Source organism: Herbaspirillum sp. alder98, assembly GCF_020179755.1.
Lineage (GTDB): Bacteria > Pseudomonadota > Gammaproteobacteria > Burkholderiales > Burkholderiaceae_D > Herbaspirillum.
Genome location: NZ_JAIUCY010000006.1, coordinates 270,496 through 284,563, shown reverse-complemented (window position 1 = coordinate 284,563; position 14,068 = coordinate 270,496). Strand labels below are relative to the sequence as shown.

At 65.1% G+C, this 14,068-nt stretch carries 16 protein-coding genes; all 16 read left to right on the top strand.

Annotation, left to right across the window (positions count from 1 at the left end; all coding sequences use genetic code 11):
* Position 1 precedes the first annotated feature (1 nt).
* The 16 genes from LBW87_RS16160 to LBW87_RS16085 all read left to right on the top strand — a co-directional run bounded on the left by LBW87_RS16160 (position 2) and on the right by LBW87_RS16085 (position 14,068).
* On the top strand, positions 2 to 649 hold the full coding sequence (locus tag LBW87_RS16160) for a hypothetical protein (protein ID WP_225202517.1): 648 nt from the start codon (positions 2 to 4) through the stop codon (positions 647 to 649).
* A 91-nt stretch (positions 650 to 740) separates the two neighbouring features.
* On the top strand, positions 741 to 1,931 hold the full coding sequence (locus LBW87_RS16155) for a FliM/FliN family flagellar motor switch protein (protein WP_225202516.1): 1,191 nt from the start codon (positions 741 to 743) through the stop codon (positions 1,929 to 1,931).
* Positions 1,925 to 2,587, top strand: a complete 663-nt coding sequence (gene sctR / locus LBW87_RS16150; protein WP_225202515.1) for a type III secretion system export apparatus subunit SctR — start codon at positions 1,925 to 1,927, stop codon at positions 2,585 to 2,587. Before LBW87_RS16155 ends, sctR begins: the two co-directional genes overlap by 7 nt.
* Before the next feature lie 46 nt (positions 2,588 to 2,633).
* On the top strand, positions 2,634 to 2,897 hold the full coding sequence (gene sctS / locus LBW87_RS16145; RefSeq protein ID WP_225202514.1) for a type III secretion system export apparatus subunit SctS: 264 nt from the start codon (positions 2,634 to 2,636) through the stop codon (positions 2,895 to 2,897).
* 4 nt (positions 2,898 to 2,901) lie between these two features.
* Positions 2,902 to 3,690, top strand: coding sequence for a type III secretion system export apparatus subunit SctT (sctT, locus tag LBW87_RS16140; RefSeq protein ID WP_225202513.1), 789 nt, complete (start codon positions 2,902 to 2,904; stop codon positions 3,688 to 3,690).
* 15 nt (positions 3,691 to 3,705) lie between these two features.
* Positions 3,706 to 4,812 (top strand): type III secretion system export apparatus subunit SctU, encoded by a 1,107-nt coding sequence (gene sctU, locus LBW87_RS16135; RefSeq protein ID WP_225202512.1) that lies wholly within the window; start codon positions 3,706 to 3,708, stop codon positions 4,810 to 4,812.
* A gap of 9 nt (positions 4,813 to 4,821) precedes the next feature.
* Positions 4,822 to 5,373 carry a hypothetical protein gene (locus LBW87_RS16130; protein WP_225202511.1) on the top strand — a complete coding sequence of 184 codons (552 nt, stop codon included), beginning with the start codon at positions 4,822 to 4,824 and terminating at the stop codon, positions 5,371 to 5,373.
* Between the two features lie 80 nt (positions 5,374 to 5,453).
* Positions 5,454 to 5,858, top strand: coding sequence for an EscI/YscI/HrpB family type III secretion system inner rod protein (locus tag LBW87_RS16125; protein WP_225202510.1), 405 nt, complete (start codon positions 5,454 to 5,456; stop codon positions 5,856 to 5,858).
* Positions 5,859 to 5,873: 15 nt separating this feature from the next.
* The gene (gene sctJ / locus LBW87_RS16120) at positions 5,874 to 6,752 is read left to right on the top strand and encodes a type III secretion system inner membrane ring lipoprotein SctJ (RefSeq protein ID WP_225202509.1); all 879 of its coding nucleotides are present in this window, start codon (positions 5,874 to 5,876) and stop codon (positions 6,750 to 6,752) included.
* An 11-nt stretch (positions 6,753 to 6,763) separates the two neighbouring features.
* Positions 6,764 to 7,345 carry a hypothetical protein gene (locus LBW87_RS16115; RefSeq protein WP_225202508.1) on the top strand — a complete coding sequence of 194 codons (582 nt, stop codon included), beginning with the start codon at positions 6,764 to 6,766 and terminating at the stop codon, positions 7,343 to 7,345.
* 48 nt (positions 7,346 to 7,393) lie between these two features.
* Positions 7,394 to 8,110 carry a FliH/SctL family protein gene (locus LBW87_RS16110; protein ID WP_225202507.1) on the top strand — a complete coding sequence of 239 codons (717 nt, stop codon included), beginning with the start codon at positions 7,394 to 7,396 and terminating at the stop codon, positions 8,108 to 8,110.
* Positions 8,111 to 8,284: 174 nt separating this feature from the next.
* Positions 8,285 to 8,518, top strand: coding sequence for a hypothetical protein (locus LBW87_RS16105; RefSeq protein ID WP_225202506.1), 234 nt, complete (start codon positions 8,285 to 8,287; stop codon positions 8,516 to 8,518).
* A 3-nt stretch (positions 8,519 to 8,521) separates the two neighbouring features.
* Positions 8,522 to 8,941: a hypothetical protein gene (locus tag LBW87_RS16100; RefSeq protein WP_225202505.1), complete on the top strand. Its 420-nt coding sequence runs from the start codon at positions 8,522 to 8,524 to the stop codon at positions 8,939 to 8,941.
* On the top strand, positions 8,938 to 11,049 hold the full coding sequence (gene sctC, locus LBW87_RS16095) for a type III secretion system outer membrane ring subunit SctC (protein WP_225202504.1): 2,112 nt from the start codon (positions 8,938 to 8,940) through the stop codon (positions 11,047 to 11,049). Before LBW87_RS16100 ends, sctC begins: the two co-directional genes overlap by 4 nt.
* A gap of 551 nt (positions 11,050 to 11,600) precedes the next feature.
* Positions 11,601 to 12,254 (top strand): toxin co-regulated pilus biosynthesis Q family protein, encoded by a 654-nt coding sequence (locus LBW87_RS16090; protein ID WP_225202503.1) that lies wholly within the window; start codon positions 11,601 to 11,603, stop codon positions 12,252 to 12,254.
* Positions 12,254 to 14,068 carry a PilN family type IVB pilus formation outer membrane protein gene (locus LBW87_RS16085; protein ID WP_225202502.1) on the top strand — a complete coding sequence of 605 codons (1,815 nt, stop codon included), beginning with the start codon at positions 12,254 to 12,256 and terminating at the stop codon, positions 14,066 to 14,068. The genes LBW87_RS16090 and LBW87_RS16085 overlap by 1 nt, the downstream gene beginning before the upstream one ends.

The following is a 14,068-nucleotide window of genomic DNA, read 5'->3' as shown; positions in this document are numbered from 1 at the left end:
CATGGCCATGATTCCGATGTTTTCCCTGTTCAACGAAGCGCCACCCAGCGCGCCGCCGCCCAAGCCAAGGCGGCCCGCATTGCCGCCCAGGCCGCTGGCGCAGCCAGCGCGCGAGGAACCGCCCGAGCCGCGCCCGGCGCCACGCCAGCCGCAGCCGCAGCGCGCCGCCAGTGCCATGCGCGGCGCTGCACCAGCCAGCACCAAGGCCGCCACGCGCCAGGCGGCCGAGCGCGATCAGCGCGACGCCGGTGCCGACGCCGAGCAGGCGCTGCCGGGCCAGGGCGGCCAGTGGCCGCTGCCGCCGCAGGCCGGCGGTGGAGGGGGCGGTCAGCAAGGCGATACGCAGGATGAGGGCGAGCAGGAGCGGGGCGGCTCCGGTGGCGCGAGCACCGCGTTGGCCGGCGGCGAGCTCGATTGCGACATGCTGGCCGGGCTGCTTCCCACGGCCGGCGACGATGGCATCTTCGAGGTGCTGCTGCCCGACGGCGCCCGGCTGGGCGTGGCGGTGGACGTCGGCGAGCATCATGTCGCCTATCTGCTCAGTCCCTCCTCGGAACAGTTCCGCGCACAAATAAATAACAGAAAAATGGAACTGCAAAAAGCCCTGATGCAACGTATGCAGACAGATGTCAGGCTTACGGTGCTGTAACGAGAGCGGGCTGCGGTCGCAGGGGCATTGCGACATGGCTTGACTGGTCGTGGCCGTGGCCTGTGCCGATCCACTCGCATCCCAGGCTTTCATGTCCGATCTTTCCCAAGACCTTTCTTCGTCCGGCGTCCAGCGCTGGGACTTGCTGGCCGACGCGCCGGTGGTGTCGCGTCCGCAGGCCGAGCTGAGCCGGCTGGTCGGGCGCGGCATGCGCATGGCCTGGCCCGGTGCGGCCGAGTTGCTGGTGCTGCCGGCATCAGTATCGAACACGCAGCGCCCGGACCTGCAACTGGACCTGGACGCGGCCAGCTTGCTGCTGGCCGATGGCGCGCGCATGGTCAATGCCATGTGCGGCATCGACATCGATGCCGTGCCACATGACGGCCTGGCCTGGCCAGGCTGGCTGGCCGGCGCCATCGCCGGTCGTCTGCAAGACACGCCGCTGGCATGGCTACAGGCATTGCAGCCGCTGGCGCGCGATGCGCACGCCACGGACACGGCCGACCTGCTGCCCCTCACGTTGCGCCTGCGCGATGGCCAGCATGCCATCGATACCACCGCCTGGGCCCCGCTGGCGCTATGGCACGCGTTATTGACCGAAGCCATGCCGCTACGCCTGCCGCCTGCGCGCTGGCTAACGCTGGCGCCGGGCGCGAGCGTGACCCTGGCCCGCCATCGGCTGCCGCGTGCGGCGTTTGACGCACTGCGCTGCGGCGACCTGATCCTGCCGGATTCGCCCTGTTTCGACATCGACGGCACAGGACGCCTGCTCCTGGCCCAACGCCACTGGCGCGTGCAATACCTGGATCGCCAGCGCCTGCAAATTTTGTCAGAGGAGAACGACGTGGACTACCAACAGCTTGATGCGCAACGCGACCAACAGGATGCCGATTTCGCCGACGACGGCGCAGATGAACCGTCCGACGGCTACGCGCCGGACTTTGATCCTGCCGCGGCGGAAGATGGCGATCAGGAAGACGACGCTGCCGGTCACAGCGACGATCAGCCCGCTGAAACGGACCCGCAGGCCGATGACCCGCGCGATGGCACGGTCGGGGTCAGCGGCAAGATCGCGCTGTCGCTGCGTTTCGAACTGGGGCGACTGAACCTGACGCTGGATCAGCTCGGCGCGCTCGGCGAGCACAGTGTGCTGGTGCTGCATGACGCCTCGCCGCAGTCGATCGCCATCAGCGCCGCCGGCGTGCAGGTCGGACGCGGCGAGGTGGTGGCGGTGGACGGCCGGCTCGGGGTGCGCATCATCCAGTGGAGCGGGGCATGCTGAGCGGGCAGTTCGATGTCGTTTCGTTCTCGGTGCTGCTGGCGCTCATGGCGCTGGTGCCGCTGATGGTGGTGACGACCACGTCTTTCCTGAAGATATCGCTGGTGCTGCTGGTGCTGCGCAACGCCATCGGCGTGCAGCAGGTGCCGCCCACGCTGGCCATTTACGGCATCTCGCTGGCCTTGTCGGTGTTCATCATGGCGCCGACCGTGCAGGAGGTCGGCAAGCGTGCCATGGCCGTCGACAGCACGCATCCGGCCGCTTCGCGCAACACCCCGATCCTGCAGCGGGCGCAGGATTCGTTCGAGCCGCTGCGCCAGTTCATGCTCAGGATGAGCCATGCCGAGCAGCGCGAGATGTTTTTGGCATCGGCCAAGAAGCTGTGGCCCAAGGAAGCCGCCAGGGATGCCCAGTCCAGCGACGCGCTGATCCTGATTCCTGCCTTCGTGGTGTCCGAATTGCAGACCGGCTACGAGATCGGTTTCCTGATCTACATTCCGTTCGTGGTGATCGACCTCTTGATTTCCAACTTGCTCATGGCGCTGGGGATGCAGCAGGTCAGCCCGCAGACCATCACCATTCCACTCAAGCTGTTGCTGTTTACGCTGGTCGGCGGCTGGGCCAAGCTGCTCAACGCCCTGGCCATGTCCTATCTGTAATGCGCATGACGCGCCATCTTTTTCCACCCACCCAGAGGAGTCCGGCATGACCGATACCATCACCTATTTCCAGCAGGGCCTATGGATGGCCGTCATGATGTCGGCGCCACCGTTGCTCATCGCCACCTTGTGCGGCATGGGGGTGTCGCTGATCCAGGCCGTGACGCAGATCCAGGACCAGACCCTGCCCTATGTGGTCAAGCTGGTGGCGGTGGCGGTGACGCTGGCCAGCATGGGGCGCTGGATCGGGGTGGAAATGATCCGCCTGGCCGAGCTTGCCTTCACCATGGTTCCCGACATCGGGCGTTGAGCAGATGCCGACCTCGCTGCTGCTCGACATCAATACCGTGCTGGTGACCATGGCTCTGGTCACGCCGCGGGTGCTGGTGTGCCTGGTGATCCTGCCCGGCTTCGGCCTGAACGTGCTGACCGGCATGGCCAAGAACGCCGCGGCCATGGCGATTGCCTTGCCGGCGGCGCTGCCGACGTTCTATTTCGTGCAGCAGAACGCGCCCGACATGCTCAGTTCGGGCGTGATCGTGTTCAAGGAGGCCATCATCGGCTTGATCTTCGGCATCCTCATGGCCATTCCGTTGTGGGTGGTGCAGTCGATCGGCTCGATCTTCGACAGCCAGCGCTCGCCGATCCAGATCCAGGCCAACAACGCCTCGGTCGACCGCGACGCCAGCGCCATCGGCGCCATGCTGCTGCAGGCGGTGGTGCTGGTGATGGTGCAGGCGGGCATGTTTACCGCCATGGCGCGCATCCTCATCGAGAGCTATGCGGTGTGGCCCGCATATGCGCTGATGCCGCCGTTCGAGCCTGGTCATTTCGACATCATCGTCAAGCGTTTTGGCGAATTGCTCTGGTACATCGTGGTGTATGGCGCACCGGTGCTCATTCCGCTGGTGCTCATCGAATTCGGCTTTGCCATCATCGGGGTGTTTGCGTCCAACCTGCAGGTCTCGTTCGCCTCGGCCCCGATCAAGAGCCTGGTGGGCCTGGTGATCCTGCTGCTGTACTGGTCCACGTTTTCGCATTACGTGGCGGGAGATTTCGCCCATCTGCTCGACCTGGTGGCGAGCATGATGGAAATACCTTGAGCGCGCGGAGGATGCATGAGCGACGAAAAGAGCGAAGAGCCGACCGACAAGAAGATCGAGGATGCGAAGGAGAAGGGCCAGATCGCCGTCAGCCGCGACCTAGCCCGGCTGGCTACGCTGGTGGTGGTGATGGAAACGGTGCTGGCCACCGAATCGCTGTGGCGCGGGGCCTTGTTCAACATCATGACCGGCGGCATCCAAGGCGTCGGCCAGGATTTTCGCACCGTGCTGGAAAACCAATTGACGGCGTCGATGACCTTGCTGGCGGTGTTCTTCTTCGCCGCCTTCATCATCTGTCCGGTGGTGGCGGTGGCCGCCCACTGGGGGCAGTTCGGCGTGCTGATCGCCACCGAGTCGCTGCAACCGAAATTCGACAAGCTCAATCCGGTCAACGGCCTCAAGCAGCTGGTGTCCAAGAAGAAGCTGATCGAGCTCCTGATCACGGTGGGCAAGGCCGGCCTGATCGCGTTCCTGATCTACAGCGCCATCCGTGGCCAGCTGGCCAACATCGTCACGCTGGCCGGCGGCGAGCCCAAGGATATCTACGAAGCCTTCGTGAGCCTGATCCGCTCCATCTTCCACATGATCGCCGTGGTGTGCCTGGTGCTGGGGGCGCTTGATTTCGCGGTGCAGAAATACTTCCACAAGAAAGAGCTGATGATGGACAAGGAAGAGATCAAGCGCGAATTCAAGGAGTCCGAAGGCGATCCGATGATCAAGGGCCAGCGCAAGCAACTGGCGCGCCAGTGGGCCAACGAAGCGCCCGCGGCCAAGACCGAGAACGCCAATGCGGTGGTGGTCAACCCCACCCACTTCGCCGTGGCGATGTTCTACGACAGCGCCGAGGCGATGGTGCCGATGGTGCTGGCCAAGGGCCGCGACGACGTGGCCCAGGCCATGATCCGGCGCGCCCATGAGTGCGGCATCCCGGTGATCCGTCACGTCTGGCTGGCGCGCACCCTGTACGCCACCTGCCGCGACGATACGGCGGTGCCGCGCAGCAGCTACCAGGCGGTGGCGCAGGTGTATGCGGTGGTCCACGAGATGCTGGCCAGCGGCGACACCCAGCGCGAGGTGGAACTGGAGTCCCTGGGCGAGCCACCGATTCCGGCAACGCTATAGGGAGCGCGCATGGCCAACCCGCACGATATTGCCGATCCCGGCGCGCTCCATCCCGAACGGCTGGCGGCGGGCGAGACCCGACAGCGGCGCGCGCGCCACGAGATCGAGCTGCGCATCGTGGCGCATCGGCGCCAGGCCGCTGCCGAACGGCAAGCCGACATCGACGCCAGCGCCGGCAGCCAGGCGCCGGAGGCGGCCCCAGCGCTGATCGGCGCGGCGCACCCGGGCCCGGGCGAGGATGCCTTCAACTGGTCGCTGACGGCGGTCTTGCGCCTGGGCAGTGACCTGATCGCCGACGACGGTCCGGCGCCTGAGCGTCACACCATCATCGGCAGTGGCGACCGCAGCCATCATCTGGCCCTGGCGCCGGGAACGCCTGCGCCGCCGCCGCGCCCGTCCAGCGCCCGACGCGAAGCGCTGATCATGCCCCCCAGGCCCGGCTCCAGGGCCGAGTGCCGGCGGCGTTGCGGCAAGAACGGTTTTTGCGATCCGGCCTCGGACCTGGGGTGCGGCGGCGAGCATTGCGGCAATCCGTTGATGCGCCATCCTGGCCTGCTGTGACAGCGTGGCGCGGCCGCTGGAACCTTCCCTTGCGGTTTTCCACTCAAGGAATGTTCAGTCTGATTTCGATGGAGTGAAAAATGCAGCAAGCATCATTACCGCCAAGCGCGACCCTGAACGACCAGTCTGCAGGTGGCCCGCGCAGCAACGGCCTGCACATGGACATCCAGGGCGGCAATGCCGAAGGCGAGCACTTCAAGGCCATGTTCGAGCAGTACATGAACAAGGACGCGATGCGTCTCAAGCCCAACACCAATTCGCTGGGCAGCGCGCTGGCTCAGCGCACCACCAGCCTGGCATCCGAAATCAAGCAAGACCAGCAATATGTGTCCAAGCTGCTCGAGAAGGCCAGCGTCAGCGGCGACTCGATGCAGCTCATGCGCGCCATGATGGCGCTGAGCGATTACCAGATCCGGGTGCAGACGATTTCCAAGACCGTCTCCAAGGCCTCTTCTTCTGTCGATTCACTGACCAAACTTCAATAACCGGGGGGCATGTCGATGCCGACGATAACCAATCTGCCACTGCGCAGACCGGTGGGATGCGGCGTGCTGGCGCGCCTGGCCTGCCTGGTCCTGCTGCTGGCGCTGTTGAGCGCCTGCACCAAGATGGTGGTCCTGCAGGCCGGCCTGAGCGATGCCGACGCCAACGAGATCATCCTGACCCTGAACCGCCAGGGGATCGAGGTCGACAAGCAGAAAGGCAAGGAAGGCGTCTCGCTGCTGGTCAAGGACGTCGAGCTCTCGCGCGCCACCGAAACCATGACGGCGGCAGGCCTGCCGCGCCGCAGCCTGTCTAACCTGGGCGAAGTGTTCAAGAAGCAGGGCATGATCTCGTCGCCCATGGAAGAGCGCATCCGCTACATCCACGGCCTGTCCGAAGAACTGGAGTCGACCATGCTGCAGTTCGACAACGTGGTGTCGGCGCGGGTGCACGTGGTGCTGCCCGAACGCATCGCGCCGGGCGAACCGATCCAGCCTTCTTCGGCGGCGGTGTTCATCAAATACCGTCCGCCGCTGGATGAGGACGCGGTCATGCCGCGCATCCGGCGGCTGGTCGCCTCCAGCATTCCGGGCCTGGCCAGCGAGGACGGGCGCAACAAGGTATCGGTGGTCATGATGCCGGGCGAAGCGCCGGCGCCGGGCATCGAATGGACCATGTTCGGCCCCTTCACCGTGGCCGCGTCATCGGCGACCGGGTTGGCACTGAGCTTCGGCCTGCTGTTGATGGTGGCCTTGGGCAGCCTGGGCTACATCGGCTTGCAAAAGGCGCTGCGTCATCCACGGATCAAGCGCATCGTGGCCAACTTCGCCATGCGCCGCGCCGGCAAGGCCGCCACCAAGCTGGCCAAGGCGCAGCAGAGCACGCAGGGCACGTGATGCAGACGGCCTTGTCGGATCAATTCCTGGACTGGTGGTTTTCACCCTGGTCGTATGGGGCGCCGGCGGCAGCGTCGGACGCCATCGGGCAGATCGCCGGCAGCACACTGGGGCGGCGCGACACCTACCGGCATTGGTGTGCGCAACATGCCGTGGCTGCAGTGCTGCCGGCGTCACCCGACCTGCGCTGGCAGGGGGCGCTGCTGCGGGATGCGCAGCAGTTCGCACTGGCGGCAAGCCTGTACGGCGGACTGTTTGCCGCCCGCGCCCAGCGCACCGACGAACTGGCGGCGCTACCGGCGCCGCATCGCCGCTGGTGCCTGAGCGTGGCGCTGACTCAGCCACTGGCCGGATGGACCGGCGAGCTGCCCGCGCCGTTGGCCAATGCGCGCACGCGCGGCGCGCTGGAACTGGCATTGCGGCTGGAGCAGGCATTCCCTGGCATGTGGTCGCGCCTGAGGTTGTTGCTGCCGCCAGCCGAGCATGAACAGATCGCGCCGCAATTGCGTCTGCCGCTGCCAGAGACGGCGCGGCTGCGTGAGCGTGAGCGCAGTTGCTGGCAATTGTGCGTGGCGCGTGCCACCGCGCCGTAGGCCAGCGCCAAGAATGAAGCCGAGGACATCATGCAGCCCGAACAGGCAATGAATAATTTCTGCGTCGAGACGCTGGCGTTGCCGCGCACGCTGCGCCCGCGCTTTGGCGTGATCAGCTCGCCCGCCTTCGCCGTGACCGACGAGGCCGGGCAGGCGGCTGCGCACATCCTGGCCGAGGCCCGTCGGCAAGCCGAGGCGTTGATGAAGAAGGCGCGCCAGGAAGCCGATCACCTGATGCGCGACGAACAGCGACGGGTCGCCGAGGAGGCCACCCAACTGATGCAGGTGCTGCAACAAATGCAACACGAGGTGCTGGAGCAGGCGCAGGAACTGGCCATCGAGCTGGCCCAACTGACGTTCGACCGGCTGGTGCTGGAGACCACTGCGCGCGAACGGCTGGAAGCGGCGTGCCGGCGGGTGCGCGCGGAGGCGCCATCGAAACTGACCGAGGCGGTGGCCTGGGTGCATCCGCTGGATCGTGCCGAACTGGACAGTGCCGACAGCATGGCATGGGCAATCAAGGAAGACGACCGCTTGCCGCGCGGCACCTGCCGGCTGGAAGCTGCCAGCGGCGAATGGCGTGCGCAATTCGACCTGGCGGCGGCCGCCTTGCGCGCAGCGCTGGCGCAATTCGGCGCACCCGGTGCGGCAGCGCCCGGTTCGGATGACATCCCCGAGCAGGAGCATGCGCCAGCGGACGATCACCAGCATGCTTCCCCCGCGCACGATCTGGACCACGAAGCCGAGCATCAGGGCGAGGAGTAGGGCGCCGGCGTCTCATGGTGGCGATCATGGCGACGATCAGGGCGGCGATAAATGTTGAGACTTTTGCGGGGCGTGCGAGCGAACCGGATGGCAGGGCGGAGGCACATATCGATGCATTCCCATCTGTCAATCGCGAAGTGGCGCGCCGCTTCGCTCACGCAAAGGAGAACGACCATGTCCGCCAATAACCATCCTTATTTGCAGACGCTCGGCAGGCTGAACAACCGTTTCGAATCGACCGCCGACCAGTTGGGCGACTTCAACCGGCGCCAGGCCGACGGCGAACATCCCGATCCGGCTGAGTTCATGGACCTGCTCAACAAGCAATCGGTCACGCGCACGGCGATGACCGCCCAGTTCGGCCTGCTGCAAAAGCCGCTCAAGACCGTCCTCAGCGAAACCCGTTAACCGATGCGATCGGAAGAACTGGAGCAGTGGCTACTGGCGCTGCCCCTGTCGGAACCGTGTGAGATCGACGGCGAACGCGTTTATTTCAACATCTTCGATGATGGCGCCGAGCTTGGCCTGATCTTGCTCGCGCAGCCATCCGACGCCCAGGTCACCGAAGCCATCCGCACCGGATTCCAGGGCGCGATGGAATTCGAGGCGGGCCTGGGCATTGGCGAGGATGGCGCGTTGCTGCTCAATCGTTGGCTGCCCCAGGCCGAGACCTGGTTCGACGCGGCCGACGCACTCGAGGATCTACTCAACCAGGCCGGTCTGTGGCGGGCCGCCCTGGGATACGTCACGAAGACGGGCAACCGGCGGGATACTGGAATCAATCGGGCCGAACAGCGCTTGCGCGCGGCCATCAAGGGGGACACACCATGAACGTTAGAGAAACCATCAAGTCCTGGGGCATCGGCATGGCCTTGGCTGTGCTGCTGCTGTGGGGCACCACGCTGCATGCGGCGGTGCCGGCGGCATGGAAGGACGGTGGATTTTCCATCAATGCCAATGGCCTCACGGTGCGCGGGGTGCTGGACGAGTTTTCACGCACCTATGGCGTGCGCCTGCAGATGAGCGCCGATGGCGGCCAGATCATCAAGGGCCGGATCAAGGCCGATAACGGCGTGGAGTTTCTCAACCGCCTGACCGGTTCCTACAAGATGCGCTGGTTTGTCTACAACGATACGTTGTACGTGGTGCCGTCGACCGACAATACTTCGTCGCGCATGCAGGTCGGCGACGACGCCGTGATGGACGCAAAAGCCGCGCTGGTCGGGTTGGGCCTGTTCGATGAACGCTTCGGATGGGGCGAGTTGCCGGACGAAGGCGTGGTCATCGTCAGCGGTCCGCGCGCCTATGTGGACCTGGCGCGAGAGGTGCTGCTGCCGACCGGCAAGAAGGAAAAACTGCGCGGGCGCCAGGTCATGCTGTTTCGCCTCACCTATGCCACGGCCAATGATCGCGTCATCAATTCGCGCGGCAAGGCCGAGACCATCCCCGGCATCAAGACCATCCTCACCAATCTGCTGATGGGTGCGCAGGGCGCCGAGAAACTTACCGGCAACAGCAGCAACCGTTTCGACGTCGACAGCCGCAAGCGTTCGCGCACCGGCAAGATCGCTCGTGGCGAGTCGGGCGAAAGCAATGCCGGCAATGGCGAACGCTTTTCACCGCTGTTCGCCGCGCCCGGCAGCAACGGACGCAACAACCTGATGGCGCCGGGCGCATCGCAGGCCGCGCAGGGTGACTATGACAATGGCGCAGGCGCAGGTAATGGCCAGGAAGGCGACGCCAAGCATCAGCCGCCGCGCATCGAGGCCGATCCCACCCTCAACGCCATCATGATCTATGACGACATCGCCAAGAAGGACATGTATGCCTCGCTGATCGCCCAGCTTGACGTCAAGCCCCAGCAAGTCGAGATCGAGGCGCTTATCGTCGATATCGATCGTAGCCGGCTGGCCGAAATGGGCGTGGAGTGGGGCGTGCGCGCCGGCGCGTTCGACACCATGGTCAACGGCACCACCACCCAGTCCAGCGGCACCGACCTGCCGTTGCCGGGCGCGACCCTGCTCATCAGCGATGCCGCGCGTTTCTATGCCCGGCTCAAGGCGATGGAGTCGAACGGCGAGGCCCGCGTACTGGCCACGCCCACCGTGCTGACGCTGGACAACGTAGCGGCCGTGCTGGACCTGAGCCAGAGCGCCTACGTGTCGATGATCGGCGAGCGCGTCGCCGACATGTCCGATATCACTGCCGGGACCATGCTGCGGGTGATCCCCCGCATCATCAACGACGGTGGCCATACCCGGGTGCGGATGGAAGTCGATATCGAAGACGGCTCGTTGAACAATACCGACAGCAATACCTCCACCACGACCAACGGCAGCGGCAGCACCAACATCGCCGCCAACGTGACCCGTTCGACCATCAATACCCAGGCCATCATCGACGCCCAGCAAACGCTGATGATCGGTGGCTATCGCGCCGAATCGCTGATTCGCAACAAGCAGAAGGTGCCGGTACTGGGCGACTTGCCGCTGGTGGGCGGCCTGTTTCGCAGCGAATCCAGATCCAATAGCACGCGCGAGCGGCTGTTCCTGATCACGCCGCGCATCACCAGCTTCGATGGCACGCGCCTGGCCTCCAATACGCCAGCCCGCGGCAAGGCAGGCGCGACGCCGGCAGGCCAGACGCCACCAACGGCGCCAGCGTCGGCGCCGGGCATGCCACCGATTCCGGTGCCTGGCCCCGTGAACAGTTCGCAGATACTGCCGGCGCCTGCGGGAGCGGCCACCTCCAGCAGCACGCCGCCGGCCATGTTGCCGCTGCCGGCCAGTCCGCCGGCGTCGACCACGCAAAGCGCCACGGATGAGCCGGCGCTGGCCAGCGCGGCGCCCGCCGGCGGCTCATTGATGGGGGTGCGGCTGCCGCTGCGCAAGACGAAGAACCGTTGTGTCAGGCCGGGCGGCATGGTCGGGATCCTCTAGCCGACCTGAACCATCTTCATGCTGAACCAAGGGAGCGCTGCGGCGCTCCCTTTGCCTTCTCCGATCCGCCCCGGATTTTTTGGCGATGGATGGAACCGCCGCCGCGCCACCTTCACTCATGTTCAGCGACCCGAAGGTCTATCGATGACAGGCCGGTCGACTGATGGAAAACGGTGGGACTTACCTGGAAGTTGTCGTTTTATCCAGTTCCGGATCGGTCATATTTGTTGAGAATTTCACGCGCCGGTTTAGTTACACTGTGCAACATGTTGAGACGGAAAGCGCCGCAAACGCTGACCGGGCAAGGATAGGGACCATCGCATGGCGTACCGCGCCGATGTTCAATTGTTCACTGCAATGGTGAGCAAGCGATGAAGGAAATGCAAAAGAAACAAGCAGCATTCGAAACTCGGGCAACAGCACATTTCTAGGATTTCAGGCGATTCCAGGCAGGGAAAACCCGTGCCGTTTCGCGCCGGCGATCTTGCACAGGCAAGACGCAGGGGACTTTGTTTGCCTTTTTTTTAACGTTGTCGTTCAAGGGATGCGTCATGGTTCGCTCACACATTGCAGGCAGCCACCACAGCAGGCAGTTCAGCTTGGTGGCTTGCGCTTTTGTTGTCACGCTGGGTTCAGGCTGGGCCAGCCAGGCCGCCGCACAGGCGGTGCTGCCGTCCATGAAGTATGCCGGCGCGGTGACCTTTGCCAGTGCCGAGGATAGCCGCTTCCAGCTGGTGGCAGGTGAACCGGAACTGGACGACTGCGACCCGCTGCCGCTGGCCCGGTCCGCGCTCTCCAGTGACACGCTGGTGCTGGCAAAGGCCGAGACCGACAAGAAACCAGGTCGTTCGGCACGGGCCGGCAAGAGCGCCGCCACCACCGAAACCCTGATCGATGCGGTGCCGATGGCGGCCGCGCCGGCCGCCATCGCGGTGGCCGCCGATGCCACCCGCACCTGGGAAATCATCGTCACCGACAAGACCCTCAACGCCACCATGGCGCGCTGGGCTGCGACGGCCGGATGGCAACTGCTGTGGGAGCTGCCGGTGGACTATGCGGTCGAGGCCCGGACCCAGGTGCGCGGCACCTTCGAAGAAGCCGTGTCGATCGTCGCCAGCAGCATGGAGTCGGCAGAAATTCCGATGAAGGCAATCTTTTATCAAGGCAACAAAGTGTTGCGCATCATGGCCAAGGGGAGCGAATGATGAAGGGATATTCCAGCAAATTGCCGCTGCTGTTGCCGCTGGCAATTCTGATTGCCGGCTGCAGCGGCCTGGCCAACAAGCTTGAAGGAAAGGTCGACCAGGAAGCCGAACGCGCCGGTCGCCTGAGCCGTGACGTGGGGCGCACCGCGCCCGGCACCGTCATGCCGTCGGCGCCGCTGGTGAAGCACGAAGCCGGGATCTGGCTGGGCAAGACGCCGATCAAGCTGGGCCAGCCTTCGCTGCCGCCGATCTTCTATGAACCGACTACCTTCGATCGCACCATCAATTCGCTCACCGAACTGGCCGAACGCATCACCCTGCGCTCGGGCATACCGAGCAAGGTGAGCCCGGACGCGCTTGAAGTGTCGGGCGGCGCGTTTCGGCCACGTAACCTTGCCGGTCTGCCGACTTCGGCCAACCCGGCGCTGCGCGCTGCGCCAGGCATGATCGCGCAAACCAACGGTCCCATGTTGCCGTTGCCCATGGGCACGCCCGGCGAAGGCCAGAGCAGCCCGGTGCAGCCCGGTCGCGGCCCGGCGGCCAATACCGGCCAGGCGCAGCCGACCTTTACCGACCTGCCCAATGGTGTGCGCATCGCTTATAACAGTGGATCGCTCAAGGGCTTGCTCGATACCGCGGCCGCCCGTTTCGGCGTGTCGTGGAAGTTCAGCGAGGGCGTGATCCAGTTCTTCCACACCGAGTCGCGCAACTTCCAGATCAGCGCCATTCCGGGCGACTCGACCTTCTCGGCCACTGTCACCAGCGGCGCTACCTCGACCGGCGGCGCCGGTGGTGGCAGCAGTGGTGGTGGCGGTTCCAGCGGCGGCGGTGGGGGTGGCGGCGCGTCCTCTGGCGTGAACGCCAACAATACCCAGAATACCCAGGTCGCCTCCAAGCTGTCGGTCTATACCGGACTGGAATCGGCGATCAAGGTGATGCTGTCGCCGTACGGCAAGGTGCTGGCGTCGCCGGCGACCGGTTCCATCACGGTGGTCGATACGCCTGATTCGCTGGAGCGCATCGCCTCCTATATCGATGGCGAGAACAAGTCGCTGTCGCGCCAGATCGCCATCAACGTCACCGTGCTGTCGGTCACCTTGAGCGATTCGGATCAGTACGGCATCAACTGGAGCGCCGTCTACCGCAGCCTCAACAGCAACTTCGGCATCTCCAACGCCTATGCCGGCGCCGCCGCCACCGGCCTGGTGTCGTTCACCGCCGGCATTCCCTCCACCGGCACCTCCAAGTTTGCGGGCAGCCAGGCGGTGATGCAGGCGCTGTCCGAGCAGGGCCGGGTGCGGCGCCAGACCACCGCCTCGGTGGTCACGCTGAACAACCAGCCAGTGCCGGTGCAGGTGGCGCGCCAGACCACCTACCTGCAATCGCTGCAGACCTCGCTGGTGGCGCAGGTCGGCTCGACCACCTCGCTCACGCCGGGCGTGGTGACGGCCGGTTTCAACATGAGCATCCTGCCGCACATGCTGACCAACGGCACCGTGATGCTGCAGTTCTCGACCGACATCTCGACGCTGCGTCGCATCCGCACCATCGTCGGCACCAGCGACTCCAGCGGCCAGGTCACCTCGCAGATCGAGTCGCCCGAACTGGATACCCGCAACTTCCTGCAGCGGGTGGCGATGAAGTCCAACGAGACCCTGATCATCAGCGGCTTCGAACAGACCGACGACGACCTCGGCCGCTCGGGCGTGGGCGAGGCCAAGAACATGGCGCTGGGCGGCGGCTTTTCGGCATCCTCCAACAAGGAGGTGATCGTGGTGCTGATTACCCCGGTGGCCATGGGTTCGGCGTCCTGA

Bases quoted from the DNA above. Each gene is read 5' to 3' on its own strand.
- LBW87_RS16160 (WP_225202517.1), top strand. From the start codon at position 2: ATGGCCATGATTCCGATGTTTTCCCTGTTCAACGAAGCGCCACCCAGC.
- LBW87_RS16155 (WP_225202516.1), top strand. From the start codon at position 741: ATGTCCGATCTTTCCCAAGACCTTTCTTCGTCCGGCGTCCAGCGCTGG.
- sctR (WP_225202515.1), top strand. From the start codon at position 1,925: ATGCTGAGCGGGCAGTTCGATGTCGTTTCGTTCTCGGTGCTGCTGGCG.
- sctS (WP_225202514.1), top strand. From the start codon at position 2,634: ATGACCGATACCATCACCTATTTCCAGCAGGGCCTATGGATGGCCGTC.
- sctT (WP_225202513.1), top strand. From the start codon at position 2,902: ATGCCGACCTCGCTGCTGCTCGACATCAATACCGTGCTGGTGACCATG.
- sctU (WP_225202512.1), top strand. From the start codon at position 3,706: ATGAGCGACGAAAAGAGCGAAGAGCCGACCGACAAGAAGATCGAGGAT.
- LBW87_RS16130 (WP_225202511.1), top strand. From the start codon at position 4,822: ATGGCCAACCCGCACGATATTGCCGATCCCGGCGCGCTCCATCCCGAA.
- LBW87_RS16125 (WP_225202510.1), top strand. From the start codon at position 5,454: ATGCAGCAAGCATCATTACCGCCAAGCGCGACCCTGAACGACCAGTCT.
- sctJ (WP_225202509.1), top strand. From the start codon at position 5,874: ATGCCGACGATAACCAATCTGCCACTGCGCAGACCGGTGGGATGCGGC.
- LBW87_RS16110 (WP_225202507.1), top strand. From the start codon at position 7,394: ATGAATAATTTCTGCGTCGAGACGCTGGCGTTGCCGCGCACGCTGCGC.
- LBW87_RS16105 (WP_225202506.1), top strand. From the start codon at position 8,285: ATGTCCGCCAATAACCATCCTTATTTGCAGACGCTCGGCAGGCTGAAC.
- LBW87_RS16100 (WP_225202505.1), top strand. From the start codon at position 8,522: ATGCGATCGGAAGAACTGGAGCAGTGGCTACTGGCGCTGCCCCTGTCG.
- sctC (WP_225202504.1), top strand. From the start codon at position 8,938: ATGAACGTTAGAGAAACCATCAAGTCCTGGGGCATCGGCATGGCCTTG.
- LBW87_RS16090 (WP_225202503.1), top strand. From the start codon at position 11,601: ATGGTTCGCTCACACATTGCAGGCAGCCACCACAGCAGGCAGTTCAGC.
- LBW87_RS16085 (WP_225202502.1), top strand. From the start codon at position 12,254: ATGAAGGGATATTCCAGCAAATTGCCGCTGCTGTTGCCGCTGGCAATT.